Genomic DNA, 23,665 nt, shown 5'->3' on the forward strand with positions numbered 1-23,665 from the left:
TTAGTCAGTCGGGTGAATCATTAAAGAGTGTGGTTGATCTGAACCGGAGTGCGTATGATATTTTTTCTCCAGAATGCTTGGCTGATTCCACTGTTGCCGTTAGTGGCAAGTGCCATTATTACGCTGACCCCGATACGACGCCGAGCGATGGCCAGTGCATGGTTGGCGACCGGGCTGATGATGGGAGCGACCGTGCTGGCTTTGGGACTATTGGCTGCGGTAGCCGGTGGTTGGGCCCTCCATGATGGTCAACTGATGCAACTGGCCGGACACCACGGTGAACACGGCGCATTTGCATTTCCCGAACCAAATGTGGTGCAGCGATGGGCGTGGGCACCGACCGGTGATACGGTGTTGCAGATGGGTATCTACATCGATGGGGCGGCGGCGGCAATGTTGGCGATGGTCACCATTGCTTCGACGTGTATTCACCTCTTCTCCATCGGCTATATGGCCTCTCATCCCCGTCAGAGTCGCTTCTTTAGCTTTATCGCGCTCTTTACGGCGGCAATGCTGCTGATGAGCATGGCCGATAATCTTCTCCTCTTCTTTATGGCGTGGGAGATCATGGGGCTCTGCTCATATCTGTTGATCGGTTTTTTCTATGAACGACCCAGTGCTGCCCGCGCGGCGGTGAAAGCATTTATCACGACGCGCATCGGTGATGTGTTACTCTTGCTCGGTATTGTCTATCTCTACGCCCAAGCCGGTGGAATCTCCTTCGGCAATGAGGAGGGAGGTATCTTCTTTCCACCACTCCTCGAACGGTTGGCGAACGAAACCGGAGTCCTCGGTTTGAGCCATGCTGCCGGGATTGCTCTCCTCATCTTTGGCGGTACGGTTGGTAAGTCGGCCCAATTCCCGCTCCACGTCTGGTTACCCGACGCAATGGAAGGCCCGACGCCGGTGTCAGCCCTCATTCACGCGGCGACGATGGTGGCTGCCGGTGTATTTCTGGTTGCACGCACGTTCCCCATTTTTGCTGCCGATCCGACATCGTTGGGAGTAGTAGCCTTTATCGGGGCATTTACCGCGCTCTTTGCGGCGACGATTGCACTGGCGCAGTTCGATATTAAGCGCATTCTGGCCTATAGCACACTCTCGCAACTCGGCTTTATGGTGGCGGCACTTGGTGTGGGTGGCTGGGTCGCGGCAATGTTCCACCTGATCACGCATGCGTTCTTCAAGGCGCTGCTCTTTCTTGGGTCGGGTTCGATTATTCACGCAATGGAGGAGCAACCGGCAATAAAGCGGATCCATCACACCGATGCGTATGCCGCTCAGCAGACGGCGCAAGACATTCGCAATATGGGTGGACTGCGCACCCGCTTGCCGTGGACGTTCTGGACGTATACTGCCGGTTATCTGGCGCTGGCCGGTATCGTGCCGTTTGCCGGTTTCTGGAGTAAAGATGAAATTTTGCTGGACGCCTTCAAGCACAATCTGGCCGTCTATCTGACCCTGAGTGCAGCCGCGTTTCTGACCGCAGTGTACATGACTCGCCAGTGGTGGTTGGTCTTCTTCGGCGAGTATCGTGGTGTGCATCCGGTGGTGTTTGTCAATCCTGATGCGTCGTTAACCTACGCTGATCATGGCTCTGCTCACTATCCAGATGATCACGATGATCACGGTGAGCATTGGCATGAAGATCCGCGAATGATTGCCCCGCTGGTTATCTTGGCGAGTTTTGCGCTTACTGCCGGTGCATTGAATCTGCCGTTCGATACCCCGTTTGGTCACTGGCTGGCAACGCTATGGGGGCAAGAGGCGGCGAAGCTTGATCCGATCGTGGCCGGTCTCTCGTTGTTGATTGCGCTGGCCGGAATCGCCGTAGGTTGGTATAGCTATCGCGGTGCCTTTGCACGCGCCGATGAACGCGATCCGCTTGAAGTGCGTGCCCCTGCGCTGTTTGCTGTCCTACATACGAAATATCGGATCGATGAACTGTATGCAGCAATCTTTGGTCGTTTGACAGCCAGTCTTGCTGCTGCATGGGGATTGCTCGACCGGCAGCTCATTGATGGACTTGTTGATGGCGTAGGTCGGTTTACCTTTGGTTTAGGTAAGGTCAATTTCATCGTTGACGATACGTTGCTCAATGACGGACCGGACGGACTGGCGAGTGGTACGCAGGGGAGTGGCCGTCAGGCGCGTCGGTTGCAGACCGGTAAAGCGCAAGATTATCTGATCTATGTCTTTAGTGGTCTGTTGGCGCTGGTTGTATTTTGGCTGTATGTAGTTGGACGATAGTGCTATGAATCTGCCGGAGTATCTCGTTCCTGCCGCCGATGGTGTGCCGTGGTTGACGCTACTGGTGTTGTCGCCATTGGTTGGGATCGCGCTGATCGGTTTGGCGTGGTTGATGAAGCTCGATGAACGGACGGTCAAAGCGGGGGGACTGGCGTGGACGGGGGTGCCGTTGCTCTTGGCCGGCTTGATCTGGGTACGGTTTGATCCGCAAGCGGTAGCGAGTGGGCAAGGTGTCGTACAGTTGGTTGAGCGGGTGTCGTGGATACAGGCGATCCGGGTTGATTACTTTCTCGGGGTTGACGGGCTGAGTATGCCCCTGGTGTTGCTGACGGCAGTGATGACGCCGGTGGCAGTCGTTGCGAGTTGGCGAGTAAGTGAGCGGGTACATGCTCATTTGGCGTTACTGCTACTGCTCGAGGCAGCGATGCTGGGCTACTTCGTCGCGCTCGATTTCTTCTTCTTCTTCATCTTCTGGGAATTTAGTCTAGTACCGGCCTTTTTCTTAATCCAAAACTGGGGGCGCGAACAACGTCGCTATGCTGCCTTTAAGTTCTTTGTGTATACGATGGCCGGCTCGCTGGGCATGTTGTTACTCTTCCAGGTGATATATCTGGCAATGCGGCAGGCCGGTTATCCGACCTTCGACCTGATTGCGCTTGGACGGTTGGGTCAGGGCTTGCCGGTCGAGGGGGTAACCGGCAACCTGCGAGATATTCTCTTTGCCTATCTCGACCAGCTTGGGGTGACGAATGCGCTTGGCCGTTATCCACTGCTGTACAGCAGCATTGCGATGTGGGCCATCTTTATCGCCTTCGCCATCAAGCTTGCCGTTTGGCCGTTCCACACGTGGCTCCCCGATGCCTATGCCGAAGGGCCGACTGCGGCCAGTATTTTGCTTTCGGCGGTGATGAGCAAGATGGGGGCGTATGGTATGCTGCGGCTCCTGCTTCCCTTTACGCCCGATGCAGCCCAATACTTTGCTCCAGCGCTGGCTGCGTTGGCGGTAGTAGGCGTTGTAGCAGGCGCCTTCGGTGCGTTGGGGCAGGTCGACGGCGACGTAAAGCGATTGATCGGCTATACGTCGATCAACCATATGGGTTATGTGATGCTGGCGATTGCCGGGGCTGCCGCAGCGGGTGAAGCGGGGATCGATGCGCGCACAAGTGCAATCAACGGTGCATTGGTTCAGATGGTAGCTCACGGTCTCAGTACCGGTGCGCTGTTCTATCTTGCCGGCGCGCTGCACGAGCGTACCGGTCGTTGGGAATTGAGTGGATTAGGTGGTTTGCGAGCCGGTGCTCCGACCTTTGCCGGTGTGATGGGGATTGCCCTCTTTGCCAATCTTGGCTTGCCCGGTTTGGCCGGTTTTGTCGGCGAGTTCTTCATCTTCCGTGGCGCATGGGCGACGTTGCCTTTCTTTACCGCCCTGGCCGTGATAGGGTTGGTTGTGACTGCACTGGCGCTGCTATTAATGTTCCAGCGCATTTTTCTTGGTCCGGCTGTTGGGATGCCACGCACCATTACCGATCTGCGACCGCAAGAGTTCTGGACAATGGCGCCGATTTTGGCCCTCTCGTTGGCAATCGGTGTGTATCCTGGCCCGCTGATGGCGTTGGGCAATGCCGCAGCCGCGCAGTTGGTGGTGATCTTTACGCGAGTACTGGCAGGATGAACCATCATTGAGTCGAACCACCCGTTGAGGACGGATGGATTGCGCAAAGGTGATTGCATGGGGCTGATAACGCTTTCCGCTGATGTGCCGTGGCTGAGCTTGATATGGCTCAGTATGTTGATTCCGGCCATCATTATCGCGTTCATTCCAGACCGTTACCCGGATGTGATGCGCATTGTCGGGACCGGCTTTGCACTGCTTTCGCTGATCTTGTCACTGCTGGTCTTTTTGGCTTACGATCCGGTCAAAGGCGGGTTCCAGTTTGTTGAACAGCTCGACTGGATTCCCCAGCTCGGTATAAGCTATTTGCTCGGCGCCGACGGGATTAGTTTGCCGATGCTGTTGCTCAACGGTATCGTTATTTTTACCGGCGCGCTGATGAGTTGGAATATTGAAGAGCGCACTAAGGAGTATTGGGTTTGGTTGTTATTACTTACTACCGGTGTGTATGGAGTGTTTAGTGCGCTCGATCTCTTTCTCTTCTTTGTCTTCTATGAATTGGCGGTCTTGCCGATGTATTTGCTGATCGGCATTTGGGGCAGTACGCGCAAAGAATACGGTGCGATGAAGCTGACCCTCTTTCTGATGGCCGGTAGCGCGTTGGTTATCATCGGTATGATCGGCCTGTACTTCGGTAGCGGTTTGCGCACATTTAATATGCTGGTGCTGGCCGAACAGGGTTTCATTGCCGGTGATCTGCAACGGTTACTCTTCCCGGCGCTGTTTATCGGGTTTGGCGTACTGGCCGGTATGTTCCCCTTTCATACGTGGAGTCCGACCGGTCACGTGGCGGCACCGACGGCGGTGAGTATGCTCCACGCTGGCGTGTTGATGAAGCTCGGTGCGTATGGTTGTCTGCGAGCGGCGATGTGGTTGATGCCGGTGGGTGCCCGTGATTGGTTGCCGATTATCGTTATCTTCACCATCTTTAACGTCGTGTACGGTGCCAGTATTGCGATGGTGCAGCGCGATGCTAAGTTTATCATTGGCTACTCGTCGGTAAGCCATATGGGTCTGGTGGTGATGGCACTCGCTGCCGGTACGCAAATCGCCCTGATGGGCGCCGTTTTGCAGATGTTTGCGCACGGAATTATGACGGCGCTTTTCTTTGCAGTGGTGGGCCGGATGATTTACGACCGTACCCATACTCGCCAGTTGCCAGAGTTGGGTGGTTTGGGTCGGGTAATGCCGTTTGCCGCAGCTATGTTCATTCTCGGTGGCCTTTCGTCGATGGGTATGCCGGGATTGGCCGGTTTCTGGGCCGAGTTCAATATTTTCATCGGGGTCTGGGAGCGGTATCCGTTGGTAGCAGTGATCGCTGCCCTGAGTATTCCGATGACTGGGGCGTATATTCTGCGTGCAGTGTGGGCGGTTTTCTACGATGAGGTTAAGAATCCGGAGTTTTTACATCTGCCGAAGCTAACGTGGCAGGAGTATAGTGGTGCTCTGATTTTGGCTGTGGTGTTGGTGGGGTTGGGTTTGTACCCGGCGTGGATGACGGAGTTGATCGATACCGCAGTGCGTCCGTTGGCAGCGCGGTTGAGTGAAGTGGCGGTCGCGTTAAGGTAACCCGGTAACGCCAAGGCGCCGAGAGCGCAAAGGTGCGGAGGGGTAACGCCAAGGCGCCGAGAGCGCAAAGGCATAGATTTGCGATTGGTTGTTAGCATAGAGCAATGAGGGACGTATGTTTCAACTGGCCGACATCCCGCGTCTCTTGCCGGAGATACTGTTGTTAGTACTAGCTCTATTGGTGCTAGGATCCGACATTCTTGAGCGGTGGGGACGTACGCCGGAAGCGCAACTAGAGCGGGTCAAGTCATCGGCGTCGCTGACGGCTATCGGGTTGGGTATGGTGTTTGTTGTCGCTCTCTTGCAGAGCGGTTACGTCTACCAATTGCTGGAGACAGCGCCGGTTAACTTCTTTACCAATCTGATCCGTAATTTACAAGGTGGTGGGCCACGTGATGATGCAGTTGCCGGAGTCTTTATCGCCGATCATCTGACGATGGTGTCGCGTCTGTTGATCATTGGCGCTGCTTTTCTGACGAGTTTACTCTGCACCGATGTGCGGCCAAATGCACATCCGGGTGAGTTTTATGCGCTCATTATCTTCGCTTCACTCGGTATGTGCTTGATGGTTGGGGCAAATGAATTTCTGCTGGCCTATCTGGCAATCGAGCTGACCTCTATCCCGTTGTATCTGTTGGCGGGTTATTTCCATAATGATGCACGGTCGGCAGAGGCAGGTTTGAAATACTTCTTGTTTGGTGCCATCTCATCGGCAATCTTGTTGTATGGAATAAGTTTGGCGTTTGGTGCGGCACTGAACGGTGTGGGTGGAGCGACCAATTTCAATGATCTGACCCGGTTTGATAGGGTTGGTGCGTTTACGGCTAGTGGTGGCTTGATAACGTTGGCGATGCTCTTCATCATAGCCGGGATGGGGTATAAGTTGGCGATTGTTCCCTTCCACGGTTGGTCGCCTGATGTGTACGAAGGCGCACCGACGCCGATTACCGCCTTTATTTCAACGGCGTCGAAGGCGGCGGGGTTTATTCTGCTGTTCCGTCTGTTGACGAAGACGTTCCCGGCAATCGTTGGCGCACCGGTGTTTGGAGATGAGGCTGGTGGTTGGACGGGGGTGTTGGCAGTGCTGGCCTTGCTGACAGTTGTAATCGGGAATTTGGCGGCATTGCCACAGACGAACGTGAAGCGACTGCTGGCTTATTCGAGCATTGCGCATGCCGGCTTTGTTGTGCTGGGATTGCTCGCGTGGGCGGCGGCGCAACCCTTCGACCGTGAGCAGGGGTTGGTGGCGTTGCTGTATTACTTGATCATCTATAGCCTGACGAATTTGGGTGCGTTTGGTGCGTTAGCCTTGATCGGTCACCAGACCGGTGGCGACGATTTTGATCACCTACGTGGTCTCTCGCGCCGTAACTTACCGCTGGCACTACTGTTTACCGTCTGTATTCTCTCGCTGGCCGGTATTCCGCCGCTTGGTGGTTTCTTTGCTAAGTTCTACATCTTTATGGCCGGTTGGCAGAGTGGGGCGACGTGGCTGGTGATTATTGCCGTGATTACCACCATCATCAGTTTATACTATTATCTGCGTTTGCTGAAGGTGATGTTTATCGAGCCGGCAATTGATCCGACACCGGTTACGATGCCACGCGGTATTGCGGCAGCATTAAGTGTCGCTGTGGTGGGCGTGTTGGTATTAGGTATTTTCCCCAATGTGATTTTGAGCGTCTTAGAACGGGTGTGATGATCCCCGCGGTTGACGTTCATGCATTGTTGGCAATGGGATTATACGATGATGAAAACCTTCCACACCTATTTGTAGGTGTGGAAGGTTTGTTAATGGAATACAATCGGTCTGTTACCGTTAGGTGGTTTTGGTATTGGTGATTGTCGTGAGTGGTTGCTACCTCGCGCTCATTTTGTATACAGTAGCAGCGAGTTGCTACTGAGCGATCATACCACCGTCGACCACCATAATATGACCGGTGACATACGATGCGGCATCCGAACAGAGCCAGACCACTGCTGCGGCTATCTCTTCGGGATTACCGATCCGGCCCAGAGGGATGGTCGCCAGCATCCCGGTTTCGGCTCCCGGTTGTACCATGAGACGGTTGAGCATTGGCGTGTGGGTGGCACCGGGACAGACCGCATTGACGCGAATGCCGGCTTTTGCGTATTCGAGAGCAGCAGCTTTCGTTAATTGGACGACACCACCTTTTGCGGCGCAGTATGCCGGTAGACCGATTGTGCCTACCAATCCGACAACGGACGCGGTATTGACAATCGCACCACCACCTTGTTGGAGCATATGCAAAATCTCGTATTTCATACAAAGCCATGTGCCCTTCAAGTTTACGTTGATGGTGCGATCCCAATCTTCTTCGGAATAGGCGGCGGTTGGCGCTAATGCACCTTCAATGGCAGCGTTATTGTGAGCGACGTCGAGCCGGCCAAAGTGGGCAACGGTTTGTCGGACTAACGCCTCTACTTCCGCTGCTCGCGAGACATCGGTGGCGACAAAGATTGCTTCTCCGCCGTTATCTACGATCATGCGAACCGTCTCTTCGCCCCCGCTCACATTAACATCGGCCACGACTACTTTTGCCCCTTGCTGAGCGAATGCTAATGCGCTGGCTCGCCCGATGCCTGATGCAGCGCCGGTGACAAGTGCGACTTTACCTGCAAACGGTTTGTTCGTCATACTACCTGCTCCAATGATCTGCAAGAAGCCGTTACATGAATGGTACGATGATACACCATACGATGTCTAATCGTAAAGCTTCGTTGTATGAAACTACTGTTCGAGCGGCTTGTCGGGATCGTTCCCCCACTCGTTCCACGAACCATCGTAGATAGCAACGCGGCGACCGCTTATCAGCTCGAAGGCGATGGCTGTCGGTGTTGCCGAGACACCACCATTGCAGTATGCAACAACTTCGCGATCACCGATAGTGTCGAGATCGATGCCGGCAGCGCGAAAACGTTCGCGGAGTTGGTCGGGAGAGAGATAGGTCTGGTGTGGTCCGCTCACGAGACTCTGGTAAAAGATGTTCCGGGCGCCGGGAATATGCCCACCGCGGGCAGCTCGTGATTCAAACCCGCGATATTCTTGTTCACTACGGGCATCGATCAAGAGTAGATCGCTGCCGAGAGCTTGTAAGACTTGATCGGCAGTTTTGCGGAGGTGAGGTTGTGGTTGTGGCGTGAATGTGGCCGGAGGATAATTGGGTACTTCGGTCGTGAGTGGACGCCCCTCGGCCATCCATTTGACTAACCCACCGTTGAGAATCCGCACGTTTTCAAACCCGTAATAGCGTAGTACCCACATCAGTCGCCCGGCGAACATTGAGTACCAGTCATCGTAGGCGACAACCACCGAATCGTCGCCGATGCCGCGTTTGCCTAGCTCCTGAGCAATTTTCTCCGGTGGGGCGACTTGTACCGGTGTTGGGTCGTCGAGATCGACAATATCACGGGTCCAGTCGATATAGACGGCGCCAGGGATGTGCCCTTGAGCGTAGTCTTCATGACGGGCAAAGTAGTGGGGTTTCGGGGCGGTGGGTGGTAAGACGGTACCACGCATATCGACGATGCGTAGGTGTGGGTGATCGAGATGGGCGGCTAGCCAATCGGTTTCGACTAGTGGTCCGGCTGGAAGCGTGAGTGTCATAGATGTTTCTCCTCATAGACAAAAGCGAAGGTGTAATGTGTGGGTGACGCGGTAACGCAAAGGCGCAATGGTCGCCAAGTGTAGGGGGCGTGGCAGTGTGCCCCCGGCGGGAGTGCAATGGCGGAGGGAGCCCAGCAGTGCGCCCCTGGCGGAGCGCAATGGTCGCCAAGCGTAGGGGGGCGCGGCAGTGTGCCCCCGGCGGGAGTGCAAATGTACAACAATGCAGCAAGTTGTGTGAGATCGATGCGCCGTTGCGTTCACCTTCACTTAAACGATGATGCTCATCGGTGCTTCGAGCAACTTTCGCAGCTCTTGCAGATACTGCGCACCGACGGCACCGTCGATCACACGGTGATCGGCACTGAGTGTTAGGTTCATCACCTGTCCGATCACGATCTGATCGTCACGAACGACCGGTACTTTACGAACCGTACCCACTGCAAGCGAGGCAGCTTGTGGCACCGAGATGATCGAGCCGAACTCGATGATGCCGAACATACCAAGATTGGTGACTTGGAAGGTAGCACCTTCAAGCTCGTTCTGCTTAATTTTTCCTTCGCGTGCCCGGAGCGCCATATCGCGGATCTCGGCACTAATCGTGCTCACGCTCTTCTTATCGGCATCGCGCACAACCGGTGCGACCAAACCATCATCGAGAGCGACGGCGACTCCGATGTTGATCTGGCTGTGGCGCACAATGCCCGGCTGACCGTCGGCAGTCTGGCTAAAGCTGACGTTGATAGCCGGCACTTTCGCTAGCGCTTTGGCTGACGCTTTGACAACGAGATCGTTGACGGAGACGCGCATACCACTTGCCGCGATCTGCTCACGCAGCGCCATCAGCGCATCAACATCGACCTCTATTGTGAGGTAGATGTGAGGTACACCCGGCTTACTTTCGTTCATAGCGCGAGCAATGGCTTTGCGCATCCGGCTCAACGGTTCAGCGCCGGCCAAGGCAGGCGCCGGTGTTGTCACAGGTGTAGCGGGACGGGCCGGTTCTGGAGTGGGCGCCGGGGCGGGGGTGGGTGCCGTTGCAGGTGTCACAACGCTACGACGCGCAGCAAACTCTTCGACATTCTCTTTGATAATGCGACCGCCAGGACCGGTGCCGACCACCTGGCGGAGATCGACACCCAATTCCTCGGCGAGCCGGCGGGCAACCGGTGATGCTTTAATGCGGCCATTGTCATCGGTGGCGGTTGCCGGCGCTGGTGGGCTGGCAACAGTGGTTGCTGGAGTCGGCGCTGGTGGGCTGGCAACAGTGGTTGCTGGAGTCGGTGCCGGTGACGAAGTAGGTGTGGTTGACGCCGGTGGTGTGGTTGGAGGAGTGGCTACCGACACCGAACCATCGCCGATAATCGCAATGGGCTGACCGATTGGTACCGTTTGGCCTTCGGGTACCAAAATCTGCTGAAGCACACCGGCCTCGAACGCTTCCAATTCCATTGTGGCCTTGTCGGTCTCGATCTCGGCGATGATATCGCCAACCGCGATCTGATCGCCGACTTTCTTCAACCAGCGGCCCACCGTACCTTCCGACATGGTGTCGGAGAGACGAGGCATGGTTATCTCACCCATGGAGCCTCCCGTAATTCATTACATAATTTATGCTCGCATGCGCTTCGTACCGCGCATGACCTGTCGAATAGCGTAGATCAGACTATTAGCGTTCGGTTTCGAGGCGGCTGATAACTCCTTCGCATAAGGGAGTGGTACCTCGAGACCAGCTACCCGGTAGACCGGTGCATCGAGGTAATCAAATGCCTCTTCTTGGATCGTCGCTGCAATCTCGGCGGTGACGCCGTAGGAGTACCAATCTTCCGTGATGACGACAGCGCGGTTAGTCTTCTTTACTGATTCGATAATGGTTGGGCGGTCGAGCGGGCGCAGCGAACGCAAATCTACGACCTCGACACTGATACCCTCTTGCTCCATACGCTGCGCGACCTGCAACGCGATTGCCGTCATTCGCGAATACGACACGACCGTCACATCGGTCCCCGGTCGTTTGACCTCGGCGACACCGATTGGCACAACATAATCGCTATCTTCGGGTACTTCGCCTTTCGTATCGTACAGTGCCAGTGATTCGATAAAGATCACCGGATCGTCGTCGCGAATGGCTGCCCGTAGCAACCCCTTGGCATCGTAGGGGGTTGCCGGTGCAACGACCTTCAGGCCGGGGCAGTAGGCAAACCAGTTCTCGAACGACTGTGAGTGGGTAGCCGCCAATTGGCCGGTACCGCCGGATGGGGTGCGGATCACGAGCGGTACACTCACCTGCCCACCGAACATATAGTGGATTTTCGAGGCATGATTGACAACTTGATCGATGGCTACCAAGATAAAGTTGATGGTCATAATCTCGACCACTGGGCGCAGACCGAGCATGGCAGCACCAATGGCGACTCCGACAAAACCTTCTTCGGCAATCGGCGTATCAACTACTCGTTTGGGACCGAACTCAGCGAGTAATCCCTCGGTCACACGATATGAACCTTGAAAGACGCCGATCTCTTCTCCCATGAGAAGGACGTTCGGATCGCGAGCTAATTCTTCGCCAAGCGTATCATTCAGCGCCTGACGATAGGTAATCACAGGCATAGCAACCTCGTTATCCTTTCAGACATCCTTGATTTCGTACCAATGCCGAACCGACCGTTAAAACTCACCGTGGTTAATTTTAACCGCGCGAATCGCATCCTCGGCGGTTGGCGTATTGGGTACCGGCGTTGCATACATATACTTGTAGAGATCCTCGAACTTAGGATCGGGACTATTGTTCGCGAAATCGATGGCTTCTTGCACTTCTCGCTCTATCCGTTCGGTCACGCTCTTCAGCCATCCATCGTCGATGACCCTATGATCGAGCAGGAGTGTCGCGAATTTGCGGATCGGATCGTACAGCTCTCGTCCACGGCGTACAACCTCAGGATCACGATAACGGTCGGCGTCGATCACCGAGTGACCGCGGAAACGGAAGCTAACCGCATCGATAATGGCCGGTTCACCTTCAGCCTCGGCGCGGGCACGTAAACGACGCACAACATCGCGCACGGCAAGGACGTCGGTGCCATCGACACGCTCGCCGTACACACGGAACGATGCGCCCTTCTTCCATAAGTCTGGTTCCGATGAACCGGCTTCAACAGAGGTGCCCATACCGTAGCCGTTATTGACGATAAAGAAGAGAACCGGGCACTTCCACAATTTCGCCAGATTGAGCGACTCGTAGAAGGCGCCAATGTTGGTTGTTCCGTCACCCATTTGCGCGACGACCACACCGGGTTTGCCCTGGTAGCGCAACGCATAGGCCGCACCGACGGCAAGTGGGACTTGACCACCGACAATCGCGTAACCACCCATAAAGTTGGTCTTGCGGTCAAATAAGTGCATCGACCCGCCGCGTCCACCGGAGACACCGGTCTCTTTACCGAACAACTCGGCCATGACTGGACCGGGAGAGACACCGCGGGCAATAATGTAACCATGTTCGCGATAATTAGTAAAAATGTAGTCGTCTGGAGTGAGGGCAGCCATGAGGCCAACAATAGTGGCCTCTTCACCAAGATTGAGGTGGCAATATCCGCCAATTTTGGCTTTGACGTACATTTCACCGGCGCGCTCTTCAAATCGTCTGATGAGTAGCATTTGGTAGTAGTAGTGCTTTAGCTCATCGGCGGTTGCGCGCTCAAGCAGAGGCTGAGCCGTTTCGGCTACATTGGTCATAAGTGGGTCTCCTTTCAGATGCTGGGCACGCTCCCAGAGGTCCTGGTGCGTGCCCAATATGCAGTCACGTGCATGGTGAAGGGGACAGAGTAAGAAGAAAACAAGATGTGAGAGCGGCAAAGGGATAGAGTTACGGATCAGTGCGATCGAGTGATGGCTCCCGCTCCTCTCATTGCTCGTTTAATCTTACTCTCTTCGTGTGAGGCGCTGCGCCCTCCTCCCATGGCGCGTCACCGATCACGTGCTTCGTATTCCCCTTCTCCTGCTTTCTCCTTACATCCCCGGTGGCACGACTTCGTGAGTAAAAGCGTTAGCATCAGCGCCACAACGTGGGCAGTGTTTGGGTGCGTCGAGTGAGCGGACGATCTCACCACAGACCCCGCAAACCCAACGCATTGCAATTTGGCGAACTAGATCAGACCGGCTGACAATACCGATAACTTTGCCGTTTTCGACGACCGGTACTCGCCGGATACGTTGGTTGGTGAGCAGGTGTTGGATTTGTTCCACCTCGGTATCGGCACTGACGCTAATGACGCTACGGGTCATAATTTCTTTCACCGTGCGCCCTTCTTTCGCGATCAGATCGTGTTCGGTGACGAGACCGATGAGCATGCCATGGCTGTTGATCACCGGTAGGCCGCTGATTCGGTTGCGTGCCATCAGGCGAGCGGCATCTTCAATAGAGGCATCATCGGCGATGCAGATCACATCACGGGTCATGATCTCGCGCGCTTTCATTCCCCTACACCTTTCATTATTGGTCGTGATAGTATTCACGAGAGTAGTTGCGCAAGCAACTCTGTCTTAGTATAGCAGAGTTTGACAATCTAGCGACGCAGTCAACATGTTAGGCGACAGGTGAGTTTTACCGACCGGTACCACGCACAAAGATGTTAGGCCACGGCTGGAAGGTGGTCGGGATGGTGTCTCGTAGGCTGACTTCACCGTTGGTATACACCGTCCGATAGATCTCGACCCGCAGACCATCGCGGGCTGTGTCGGTTTGGCGGATAACGCCAGATGGGAGGGAAGGATCGTCGACATATAATGGTTGGGTAGGGGCCGGTGTGCGCTCGAGAATACGGTACGAGTATTCAACTCGGCGGTTACTCGGTGGACCGTACAAAATTATCGTCAATTGTTGGCGATGCAGATCGACCTTGCTGGTGAGGAGAAGCCAGCCGCCAGTATCATTCACGAAGCGCAGATCATGTACACCGGTGAAGATTGCCGCGTCGAGACCGGGTGGTTCACCAAGTTCTTCGTACCAACTAATGCGGAATGAGTGGGCGTGACGCTCGCTGATCGGCAAACCGGCGAAGAATGCGGCGCGGAAGACGGTGGTACTTACCTGGCAAAGGCCACCACCCCACTCTTTCTGCGTGCGATTGTCAACAATCGCTAAACCTTCTACAAAGCCGCGTTCGGGGATCACCGGGCCAAGCGTTGTATTAAACGAAAAGGTGGCACCGGGTGGAATCAGGATGCCATCTATCTGCCGAGCTCCGGCCAGAATATTGGTGATCCGATATTCGGCAGAGTTACGGAACGAACTGACCCCAATCCCAACCGGTTCGCTCAAACCGAGCGCAGCAAGGTTATCAGGGTTTACTGGTGGTGGCAATTCGCGCATGGGGAGGAGGACGGTGCGTTCGTTGCCGTAGAGTGCTCCATTAATACGGGCCAACGCTTCCTCGACGGCGAGGCCACGGCCAGGTGTACCGGGTGTGCGAATACGTGGATTTCCGTTATTCCAGTCAACACGTGGTAGACCACCTTCTTCCCGGAGAGCCGCAGCGATAGGAGTGAGTGCTGCACGGATCGCTGTTTGGTCTACCATGACGGCCATAGCCGGGCGGCCATCGACGGCCGTCAGATTGCGTAGTTTGATCCACGTCGCGATCTGGGTAGTAGGCCATTCCCAACGGCACCCGTTTGGACATTGCCCGCCACGTCCTTCAAGCCAGATAGGGCCACTAAGTAAGAGACGAAGCTCGGTGACCGTCGGTGCAAGATCGGTGTCGCGTACCCGTGGTTCAAGCTGTCTAGTACGAATCGGCACTTCTTGGGGCTGGAGACTCTGGACGGCGGCGGCAATATCAGCGATAGTTTCATCGATTAGGGTTTGGCGTCCCCACTGTTCGGTACCAACAATAATGATGTTGTTGCGCAGCTCGACGCTAGCATCGATAGGTGCTCGATCGATTTCGGCAGCGATAGCGCGCAACGTGATCTGGGCTACGCGCTGATCAAATTGCAGGTGTAAAGGCAAATCAATACCGTGTTGCCATGTTGCTGCAGCGAGACGGAGGTTTGCTTCCCAATCGGGCTGATGACCGAGTGCAAAAGCAGTGTCGAGCGCCTCATCGATGGCCAACCTGAGACCAAGGTCTTCGGCTGCCGGTAGCCAGAGTTGCCCATCGAAGCTGAGGGTTACCGGCGCGGCTAAGAAATCGGCGTAGCGACGTTGGAGGGCTGCGCGGGCTTCAGCCCTTGTCATACCACCGATCGGTAAACCGTGCACACTAATGTTGGGATAGATGCGTTCGGCAAATACTTGATTACCTAACAGGAGTATGCCATAGCCAATGGTAGCAACTAGCCCGGCCAATGTACACAGCACCAGTAGCCACTCAAGGATGCGCCACATCAACGTCCGGCGGGCAGGTACTATTCTGGTCGGCAACGGCTGATCCATTGCAGTCTCTTAAGGCATTGCAATGCGGTAAGCGCTCATTATAGCTTCAGTCTAACGCGATGTTGGAGCGATGTCAAGGTAGGGGATCATTGCAGAGGGTCGCGGGACGAGCGTGAAGCATGACGGTGTTCGGCGGTTGGTGTGGCGTTCAGGGATAGGGCGATTCAGCGAGTTGCCCCGACCGTTGGTTACCCCGACCGCTGGTGTATGGGATGCATACCGGCGTCTTGTCACTCAAAGCAACCGAAAAAGCCGACCGTTGGTTACCCCGACCGCTGGTGTATGGGATGCGGTGGTGTGGTAGGCGGTGTTCAGGGCAGCCCCGACGGTTGGTGCAGGGGAGGGAGGGGTGTGCGTGCAGAGCAGCCCCGACGGTTGGTGCAGGGGAGGGAGGGGTGTAGCGTGCAGGGGCGTAGAGCAACCGATGGGTTGTCCCGACCATCCCGTGTGCAAGACGGGGCACGGCAGTTTTCATCACATGGATGTTTGCGTCAGACATTGATCAGCGCCGAGTATCACGGGAAGCACGTTGCATAGCTTGCCATTCATTGATCAGGATTGCTGCCTGTTCGTTGGTCAGTTGGTCGAGCGAAGCATTGAACCGGCGTTGGATTTCGGTATTGGTATCAAGTGCGAGTTCACGGGCGAGGTTGGTGATAGCATTGCGTTGTCGATCGTTGATCGGCTGGTGGGCATAACGGGCGCGCTCTTCGGCTACGGCCAGTCGCTGCTGTTCTTCTTGTTGGCGGCGTAGCTCATCGATAAAAGCTGAGGCTTGGCCTTTGTTGAGCGATACTAAGTCGTAGCCGAGCTGATGGGCAAACGCGGCTAATTGTTCGTTTGACCAGCCGAGCGTCTGTTGTAAAGAGGCAATGAAGTTACGTTGCCGTTCGCTGGCAGGTGCATCCGGATCGCGCACGGTTATCGGCGTCGAAGTCGGATGTTGCTCGCGAATCTGGGCAATCTGCTGCTCGACGGCTTCGCGTTGCTGATGGAAAATACGCCAGCCGAGTTCCACAGCTCGTTGTACATCTTCGGGGCTTGCATCGAGCGGAAGCGTAATCGTCTCTTCAATGGTGATGAAATCGTCACCGAGTTTGATGGCGGTGCGATAGGTGCGGGTGACGCTGCGTTCACTGGGGGCGGTGGTTTTGGCCGGCATGATCATCCTCCAATTCTCCGTACTCTCTCGTCCCATTGCGCCCGATGCCTGTCTATTGGTGCAGTGCCGGCGCTGTGTTAATTATAGCACATACGTTCAATATTGGCAAACTTTGGTCGATTTGCCAAGATACTTCTTTCCGGCTACAATAATTCTAAGCCCACGCTGATGCAAGAAATGGCACGCTATGTACGATCTTCTTATTCAGCACGTCGATGTTCTCCAGATCGCCAATGGCGCTCCTACCATTCTGCCCCGCCACGACCTTGCCATCACCGATCGACGCATTAGCGCGATCGCTCCTGCGATTAGTTCCGGCCTCGCCCGTGAGGTGATTGACGGTGAGGGGCATCTAGCCATCCCCGGTCTGATCAATAGCCATGCTCATACCGCAATGAGCCTCTTTCGGGGGGTGGCTGAAGATGTACCGATTGAAGAGTGGTTTAACCGCTTTATTTGGCCGCTCGAAACCAATCTGACGCCGGAAGATGTGTATTGGGGTACGTTACTCGGTCTGGCCGAGATGATTGAAGCCGGGGTGACATGCGTCGCCGATCACTATTTTACGACGGATGTTATCGCTCAAGCGGTTCAGGAATCGGGAATGCGTGCCCTGTTGGCGTGGACGCTCTTTTCCGGTGCTGATGAGGATACCCAGCTTAACAGTGCGCGCCGATTTACCGAGCAGTGGCATGGTGCTGCCGGTGATCGCATTCGGGTTTGGATGGGGCCACACTCGCCCTATACCTGTACCCCTTCGTTCTTGGGCCGCATCGCGCGAACGGCGCGTGAGTTGGGAGTAGGAATTCACATTCATTTAGCCGAGACGGCCGGGCAGGTGGCACAGAGTATCGCTACCTATGGTCGTTCACCGGTGATGGTAGCGTATGATGCGGGATTGTTTGCCGGGCCGGCACTGGCTGCCCACGTTGCTCATGTCTCACCAGAAGATATTGCCATCCTTGCGACGCATGGAGTGGCGGTTGCAGTCACACCGAAGACCGAGATGAAGCTAGGGATAGGTGTTGCACCGGTGACAACCATGCGGGCAGCAGGGGTAACGGTCGCACTGGGGAGTGATGGGGCGGCAAGTAACAATACCTACGATGTGCTCGAATCGGCGAGGTTACTTGCACTGCTCGAAAAACTGCGCACCGGCGATGCACGGGTCATGCCGATTGGAACGGTGCTCGAGTTGGCGACCGTTGCTGGCGCGCAAGCTTTACAGTGGGCAGGGCTTGGTGTTTTGCAACCCGGTGCGCGTGCCGATCTGGCTTTGATCCAGTACGCGACCGCGCATACCCAGCCGATACACAATCCGGCAGCAGCGCTCCTCTACAGTAGTCAGCCCGCCGATGTGCGTACAGTGATTGTGGATGGTCGCATCTTGATGCGTGATCGCGTTTTGCTCACCATCGATAAGCCACGAGTGCTGCGTGAGGTGATTGCACGGATGGAGCGCCTAACGCAGTATCAGTTCGATAAGCGGATAGCAGTGTATCCTGAATCTAGAACCGATGCGTAGCTAATCGAAGAGAATTGCAAGACCACACAAAGCACTACCAGCTACAATCACGACCAGCAGATTGATCCAGAGCGGTTGACCAACCAACATCACACTGATGATGAAAGCGGTTGTGCCAACCGCACTCCCCACAATGATTGCTTCACGTTCACGCTTGCTCTGCATGAGTATCCTCACTACCGATGTTCGTCTACATCACGACCTTGATCGAGTGAGTAGCTGCCGAAGTCTTTGGTCGGCGGCTCAACCGCTTTTTGCACGATGACACCGATTTGTACCAGAAACCAGAAGATACCCGATCCGATGAGAGCGACGATGATCAACCCGGCAATCACGATTGCAATAATTACCATAGCGCTCATCATTGTGGTCGTCCTTTCTGTATGTTGTGGTGGGATGGAGAGTACGATGACCGATAACACCTCGCAAATAATACGAGCATGAATCTTCCTTCGTTTCAACCAATCTCGGCTAATTGTGAGGGCCGATGAGGGGTGTGGTATACTGTGGATGGAATGTTAGGCATCTATCATTAAAGATTTTTGATACAACCATAGGGAGGGTGGTAACGCTACAGAGAGCAGAAGGTTGCGTTATGAGTGAGTTAGGTGCGCGTCTCCGGCGGGCGCGAGAATCAAATGGTATTTCACTAGCACAGGCTGCGGCTGAGACACGTATTCTGTTACAATCGTTGCAGGCGCTAGAAGAGGGGGCATTTGAGCGGTTACCAAGTGATGTCGTTGCTCGTGGATTTATTCGTAACTACGCGCAATACCTCGGTTTACCTCCCGATGAGATGATCGATCTCTATCGGCGTGAACGTGGAGCGACCGATAAGATTCGAGTTGTACCGGCCACGAATCCCCCACGCACCCGTATGTACGTTTTGCCGAGTTTTTTCGCTATCTTCTTTATCACCCTGATTCTTGTCGGCTTGGCTTACGTCGGGCTAAGTGCGTTAGGCCGAATCGGTGAACGAGCTACTCCTTCTGCCGGTGTTGCGTCCTCGCCAACTATTGTACCACCATCACCCCTCCCAACACCAAGCCTATTGCCGACCGATGTTATTGCCTTGCCTACACCAACGCCGTCTCTACTCGCGTTGTCACCGGTTGTGGTGACAACGCCAGAACCAAGCCCGACACCAATTGCACCGATTGTGATCGAGGTGCGGGTACCGAATGTGCGTGGGAATGAAGCCTCGTGGATCCGGGTCCAAACTGACGGGAATACGGTGTTTGAAGCGATTATGCGTGCCGGTGAGCAACGTGTCTTTACGGCGCAACGGCGCGTCTTTATTCGCGCCGGCAATCCGACTGATGTCGAGGTAACGGTAAACGGTTTGCAGCAAGGATCACTTGGTACCATACCCGGTCAGCCGGTGAATTGGTCGTGGCCGCCAAATTAAAGGAGTAGCGTATGCCAAGCGAGAATAGCTTTGATATTGTCTCGGATTTTGATCAGCAAGAGTTGGTAAATGCGGTTGATCAGACGTTGCGCGAGGTGCAGACGCGCTATGATCTGAAAGATGCTGGTGTGACGCTAACTTTAAGTAAAACAGAATTAATTATCGAAGCCGATAGTGAGATGGCGTTGCGCAGTGTGCGTGATGTGCTGGAGACCAAAGCCCTGCGCCGAAAACTCTCACTCAAGATTTTCGATTACGGTAAGCCGACCGATGCGAGCGGTGGCCGTGTGCGGCAGGTGGTGACGTTGCGACGCGGTATCGATAGCGAACTGGCGAAAAAGATTGCCAAGATGATCCGCGAGCGCTTCCCTAAGGTTCAGCCGCGGATTCAAGGTGATGCGTTACGGGTGACAGGCAAGAGCCGTGATGAGTTGCAAGCGGTGATTGTCTTTTTGCGTGAACGGGAGAGTGAAATTCCAGTGCCGTTGCAAATGACAAACTATCGCTAGTGTTAAGGTGGATGGTGGACGGCGGGAACGGCAGCGGGCGCCGTTTCCGCCGATTGTGTGCATAACTCGATCTATAATGAAAGCAGCCGGTGTTGGCCGGTCACGTAGTGTATCGTCTGGCAATGTGTAGTTGAAATGACTCATTTACTAGCGTATCCGTCTATACGAGCAGCTCATGAAATATCACATTGTTACGCTGGGTTGTCCGAAGAACGCCGTTGATAGTGAAGGGATGGACGGACTACTCAGTGCCGAAGGACATCAGGCCGTTACTTCAGCCGATGAGGCTGACGTGATTATCGTTAACACATGCAGTTTTATCGCCGCTGCACGGGCCGAAACGCTCGGTGTCTTGCAAGCATTGGCCGAGCGCAAACGGCCCGGTCAGCGGCTGATCGCCGCCGGTTGTATGGCGCAAAGTCATCCGGCTGAAGTGATGGGGGTGCAAGGTGTCGATGGTACCGTCGGCACGCAGCAATGGACGCAGATCGGCGCAGTCGTGAACCAACTGGCCCAGCCGGTTATTCCGCTAACCGTGACTCAGCCGACCCATACGATTCCTCTTACGCCGACCACGAACGGTGACCAGCCCGTTTCGTATGCCGATTGGCGCACGACGCAGATTCGACGCACGCGCCACACACCTTCTGCCTATCTTAAAATATCCGATGGTTGTAACTTGCGCTGTGCGTTCTGCACTATTCCTGGTTTCAAGGGGGATATGCGCTCGAAACCGGTTGGGGCAGTATTGGCTGAAGCACAAGAGTTGGTTGCGCAGGGTGTGCGTGAAATTGTGCTGGTTGCCCAACACCTGACCGATTATGGTCGTGATCTGGGGTTGCGCGATGGCTTGGCTATCTTGCTCGATGAACTGTGCCAGGTGACACCATCGGATATCTGGATCCGGCTGATGTACGCTTACCCCCACGGGATTAGCGAGCGCTTGATTGCCACAATGGCCAGCCATCCGCAGATCTGCCACTATCTCGATATGCCGTTGCAACACGCTCACCCGGCCACGCTACGTCGGATGCGGCGGCCGCCCGATACCGATCGTACCTTGCGATTAATTGCTGAATTGCGCTCGGCAATGCCTGATATTGCCATCCGCTCAACGTTTATTGTTGGTTATCCCGGTGAGACAACGGCCGAGTTCAATGCCCTGATCGAGTTTCTCCATACCGCCCAACTCGACCGGGTAGGCGCTTTTCGCTATTCGCGTGAACCGGGTACACCTGCTGCCGAGTTGCCCGATCAGGTACGGCCACACCTGATCGAACGGCGCTGGCATGAGTTAATGCGAGTGCAGCAAATGATTTCACGTGCGCGTAATCAACGCTGGGTTGGCCGCACACTGACCGTCTTGATCGAAGGGAATGGTGCGACCGATGATGGTCAGCCGCTGAGTGTGGGCCGCTCATTCCGGGACGCACCTGAAATTGACGGGCAAGTGTTTGTATGGGGAACGCACCCTATTGGAAGTATGGTATTGGTACGAGTGATGCAGGCTACCGATTACGATCTGTGGGGCGAAGTCGCTGCGTGATCGGGTATGTTGATCACCGGGATAGGAGGAAGAAGGAGTTTTACTCCCCATTGTAGGGGCGCACCTGTGCGTGCGCCCTGTTTGCTCTGTCGATTCGGTACAAGGCGAACCGAATCATAGATTCAATCGCCTGGCAATCTCGCGTTGCAGACGCCGCAATTCAGAGGGGTTGTTCTTGGCAAGATAATCGACCATGTACGAAATTGCGGTATCACTGTAGTCATCGAGCAATCCGTCGAGGACCTGTTGCACGACCAGATTGACGAACTCATCTTCGTTAATGACCGGGGTATACACATACGCCAGCCCGTCGCGCTCACGATGAAGCACACCCTTTTCGGCTAGTCGGCTCATGGTTGTCATAACGGTCGTATAGGCAATATCGCGCTGCTGAGCGAGCTTGCGATGCACCTTTTTTACCGTGCTTGAACCCTCTTGCCAGAGGATTTGCATAATTTCCGTCTCGAGTGGGCCGAGTACTTTGACCAGACCATCTTTGGTGGGGCTAAAGCGAAAGCGTAGATTGAAGGCCATGACAACACCTCGTTCATTACTTCAATGACAGATTTTTGTTACTTTGTTTAATGTGAGTGTATGTCATACTATGTAATTCGAGAAGATGTCTACATTACACGATGATGACATGTAGTACTATTACAAAGCCTTTCTACGATTAAATGTAGTAAAACTCGAAAAAGTCTTTTATAAGTGTTTAATAACCGTGTTTTGTGTAGATGTTCGCTTATTGTAATGAAGTTGTAATGTGTATGATGGCGGAAAATGACGTTAAAGCGCAAATTCAGGCGGAAATGCGCGCTGCATTTCCGGTGGTCGAAGGGCGATTGAGTCGGTTCTACGCCATGCAGGAATACCACCTTGGCTGGCGTAACGAAGATCTGACGCCGGCGATAGCCGATCCGGGCAAGCTCATTCGGCCACAACTGGTACTGTTGGCCTGTACGGCAGCCGGTGGCGATCCGCAACAGGCGCTGCCCCTGGCAGCCGGTATCCAGCTCCTCCACGACTTTTCCCTAATTCACGACGATATCGAAGATGACAGCGCCATGCGGCGTGGCCGTCGGACGCTGTGGCACATCTGGGGGTTGGCACACGGCATCAACGCGGGCGATGCAATGTTTGTGATTGCTCATCTCGCCATTCATCGTCTGGCTGACGTGGGGGTTCCGGCTGAGCGCGTATTGGCAATCTTGCGCCGGTTCGATGAAGTGATTTTACGGATTTGTGAAGGGCAGTATCTCGATCTTAGCTTTGAGGGGGATCTAAGTATTACGCCTGACGATTATCTCACGATGATCGGCGGTAAAACCGCTGCCCTTATTGCCGGGGCAGCCGAGCTTGGTGCGCGGGTTGCCGGTGCTCCAGAGGCAACCGTTACCGCGCTGGCCGAGTTTGGTCGTGCGCTGGGGCTGGGCTTTCAGATCGAAGATGACATCCTTGGTATCTGGGGAGCACCCGAACGAACCGGTAAGCCATTTGCCGCCGATCTGTACCGGCGGAAGGTCAGCTTACCGGTTGTACACGCGCTAACCCATAGTCCTGATCGTGAGCGATTGGCCGAACTCTATCGCCGACCCACCCTCGACGATGCGGCAGTGACCGAGGTGTTGACAATTCTCGATCACGCCGGTTCGCGTGCATATTGTGCGGCCATAGCCAACGAGCATCATCAGGCGGCTTTTGCCGCACTGGCTGCTGTGCAATCACCGACGCCGGCGGCGGTGGCTGCACGGGAACGGTTACACGCGCTCACCCAGAGTCTTATTGGGCGACAGGCGTAAATGTGTTACCAGATCAACCCATTGCTCAACAAATTATTAACTGAAGCCTTAACCCTGAGGTTCAGAATCCAGGGCGGGTGCACTACCCTCTGTCATTGTGAGCGGAGCGAGCAATCTTCCGCACGCTAGGATTTCTCGGGCGCTGGTGCGCCCTTACGATGATA

Annotated in this window: 20 protein-coding genes; 9 read left to right on the plus strand and 11 right to left on the minus strand. The window is 55.0% G+C overall.

The annotated features are described in order from the left end of the window. Nucleotides 1-54 precede the first annotated feature (54 nt). The 4 genes from nuoL (at nt 55) to AC01ZF_RS03195 (ending at nt 7,190) form a co-directional block, all read left to right on the plus strand. Complete coding sequence (nuoL, locus tag AC01ZF_RS03180) at nt 55-2,250, plus strand: NADH-quinone oxidoreductase subunit L (protein ID WP_476575111.1); 2,196 nt, start codon at nt 55-57, stop codon at nt 2,248-2,250. Between the two features lie 4 nt (nt 2,251-2,254). Further along, on the plus strand, nt 2,255-3,922 hold the full coding sequence (locus AC01ZF_RS03185) for a complex I subunit 4 family protein (protein WP_428113545.1): 1,668 nt from the start codon (nt 2,255-2,257) through the stop codon (nt 3,920-3,922). A 57-nt stretch (nt 3,923-3,979) separates the two neighbouring features. Next, entirely contained in the window at nt 3,980-5,491 is a 1,512-nt protein-coding gene (locus tag AC01ZF_RS03190) for a complex I subunit 4 family protein (RefSeq protein WP_424677165.1), read from the plus strand. Between the two features lie 115 nt (nt 5,492-5,606). Further along, complete coding sequence (locus AC01ZF_RS03195; RefSeq protein ID WP_476575112.1) at nt 5,607-7,190, plus strand: NADH-quinone oxidoreductase subunit N; 1,584 nt, start codon at nt 5,607-5,609, stop codon at nt 7,188-7,190. A 198-nt stretch (nt 7,191-7,388) separates the two neighbouring features. On the opposite strand, the gene AC01ZF_RS03200 is transcribed toward AC01ZF_RS03195, so the two are convergent. From AC01ZF_RS03200 to AC01ZF_RS03235, 8 genes are all read right to left on the minus strand, one after another. Beyond that, on the minus strand, nt 7,389-8,150 hold the full coding sequence (locus AC01ZF_RS03200; protein ID WP_424677016.1) for an SDR family oxidoreductase: 762 nt from the start codon (nt 8,148-8,150) through the stop codon (nt 7,389-7,391). Nucleotides 8,151-8,243: 93 nt separating this feature from the next. After that, entirely contained in the window at nt 8,244-9,119 is an 876-nt protein-coding gene (locus AC01ZF_RS03205; protein WP_424677017.1) for a sulfurtransferase, read from the minus strand. Between the two features lie 267 nt (nt 9,120-9,386). Next, entirely contained in the window at nt 9,387-10,700 is a 1,314-nt protein-coding gene (locus AC01ZF_RS03210; protein WP_424677018.1) for a dihydrolipoamide acetyltransferase family protein, read from the minus strand. A gap of 27 nt (nt 10,701-10,727) precedes the next feature. Then, complete coding sequence (locus AC01ZF_RS03215; protein ID WP_424677019.1) at nt 10,728-11,726, minus strand: alpha-ketoacid dehydrogenase subunit beta; 999 nt, start codon at nt 11,724-11,726, stop codon at nt 10,728-10,730. Nucleotides 11,727-11,783: 57 nt separating this feature from the next. Next, the gene (gene pdhA, locus AC01ZF_RS03220) at nt 11,784-12,851 is read right to left on the minus strand and encodes a pyruvate dehydrogenase (acetyl-transferring) E1 component subunit alpha (protein WP_476575113.1); all 1,068 of its coding nucleotides are present in this window, start codon (nt 12,849-12,851) and stop codon (nt 11,784-11,786) included. Nucleotides 12,852-13,124: 273 nt separating this feature from the next. Further along, entirely contained in the window at nt 13,125-13,592 is a 468-nt protein-coding gene (locus tag AC01ZF_RS03225; RefSeq protein ID WP_015940374.1) for a CBS domain-containing protein, read from the minus strand. Between the two features lie 127 nt (nt 13,593-13,719). Continuing rightward, nucleotides 13,720-15,552 carry a VanW family protein gene (locus AC01ZF_RS03230; RefSeq protein ID WP_428112752.1) on the minus strand — a complete coding sequence of 611 codons (1,833 nt, stop codon included), beginning with the start codon at nt 15,550-15,552 and terminating at the stop codon, nt 13,720-13,722. Between the two features lie 502 nt (nt 15,553-16,054). Beyond that, nucleotides 16,055-16,714: a hypothetical protein gene (locus AC01ZF_RS03235; RefSeq protein ID WP_424677022.1), complete on the minus strand. Its 660-nt coding sequence runs from the start codon at nt 16,712-16,714 to the stop codon at nt 16,055-16,057. A gap of 187 nt (nt 16,715-16,901) precedes the next feature. Between AC01ZF_RS03235 and AC01ZF_RS03240 the strand changes: the two genes are divergently transcribed. Beyond that, nucleotides 16,902-18,239, plus strand: a complete 1,338-nt coding sequence (locus AC01ZF_RS03240) for an amidohydrolase (RefSeq protein ID WP_428112751.1) — start codon at nt 16,902-16,904, stop codon at nt 18,237-18,239. Here the strand turns inward: AC01ZF_RS03240 and AC01ZF_RS03245 are convergent, their stop codons facing one another. Both AC01ZF_RS03245 and AC01ZF_RS03250 read right to left on the minus strand, forming a co-directional pair. Next, nucleotides 18,240-18,404 carry a hypothetical protein gene (locus AC01ZF_RS03245; RefSeq protein WP_424677024.1) on the minus strand — a complete coding sequence of 55 codons (165 nt, stop codon included), beginning with the start codon at nt 18,402-18,404 and terminating at the stop codon, nt 18,240-18,242. 11 nt (nt 18,405-18,415) lie between these two features. Further along, nucleotides 18,416-18,592 carry a hypothetical protein gene (locus AC01ZF_RS03250; RefSeq protein WP_424677025.1) on the minus strand — a complete coding sequence of 59 codons (177 nt, stop codon included), beginning with the start codon at nt 18,590-18,592 and terminating at the stop codon, nt 18,416-18,418. A 242-nt stretch (nt 18,593-18,834) separates the two neighbouring features. Here AC01ZF_RS03250 and AC01ZF_RS03255 point away from each other — a divergent pair, with 242 nt between their 5' ends. The 3 genes from AC01ZF_RS03255 to rimO all read left to right on the plus strand — a co-directional run bounded on the left by AC01ZF_RS03255 (nt 18,835) and on the right by rimO (nt 21,702). Beyond that, on the plus strand, nt 18,835-19,647 hold the full coding sequence (locus tag AC01ZF_RS03255) for a helix-turn-helix domain-containing protein (protein ID WP_424677026.1): 813 nt from the start codon (nt 18,835-18,837) through the stop codon (nt 19,645-19,647). An 11-nt stretch (nt 19,648-19,658) separates the two neighbouring features. After that, nucleotides 19,659-20,156: a YajQ family cyclic di-GMP-binding protein gene (locus AC01ZF_RS03260; RefSeq protein WP_428112749.1), complete on the plus strand. Its 498-nt coding sequence runs from the start codon at nt 19,659-19,661 to the stop codon at nt 20,154-20,156. Between the two features lie 175 nt (nt 20,157-20,331). Then, nucleotides 20,332-21,702, plus strand: a complete 1,371-nt coding sequence (gene rimO, locus AC01ZF_RS03265) for a 30S ribosomal protein S12 methylthiotransferase RimO (protein ID WP_428112748.1) — start codon at nt 20,332-20,334, stop codon at nt 21,700-21,702. 114 nt (nt 21,703-21,816) lie between these two features. Here rimO and AC01ZF_RS03270 read toward each other — a convergent pair whose 3' ends face one another. After that, the gene (locus AC01ZF_RS03270) at nt 21,817-22,236 is read right to left on the minus strand and encodes a BlaI/MecI/CopY family transcriptional regulator (RefSeq protein WP_287910364.1); all 420 of its coding nucleotides are present in this window, start codon (nt 22,234-22,236) and stop codon (nt 21,817-21,819) included. Nucleotides 22,237-22,469: 233 nt separating this feature from the next. Between AC01ZF_RS03270 and AC01ZF_RS03275 the strand changes: the two genes are divergently transcribed. Then, on the plus strand, nt 22,470-23,501 hold the full coding sequence (locus AC01ZF_RS03275) for a polyprenyl synthetase family protein (protein ID WP_428112746.1): 1,032 nt from the start codon (nt 22,470-22,472) through the stop codon (nt 23,499-23,501). Nucleotides 23,502-23,665 lie beyond the last annotated feature (164 nt).

The organism is Chloroflexus sp. (assembly GCF_056331925.1).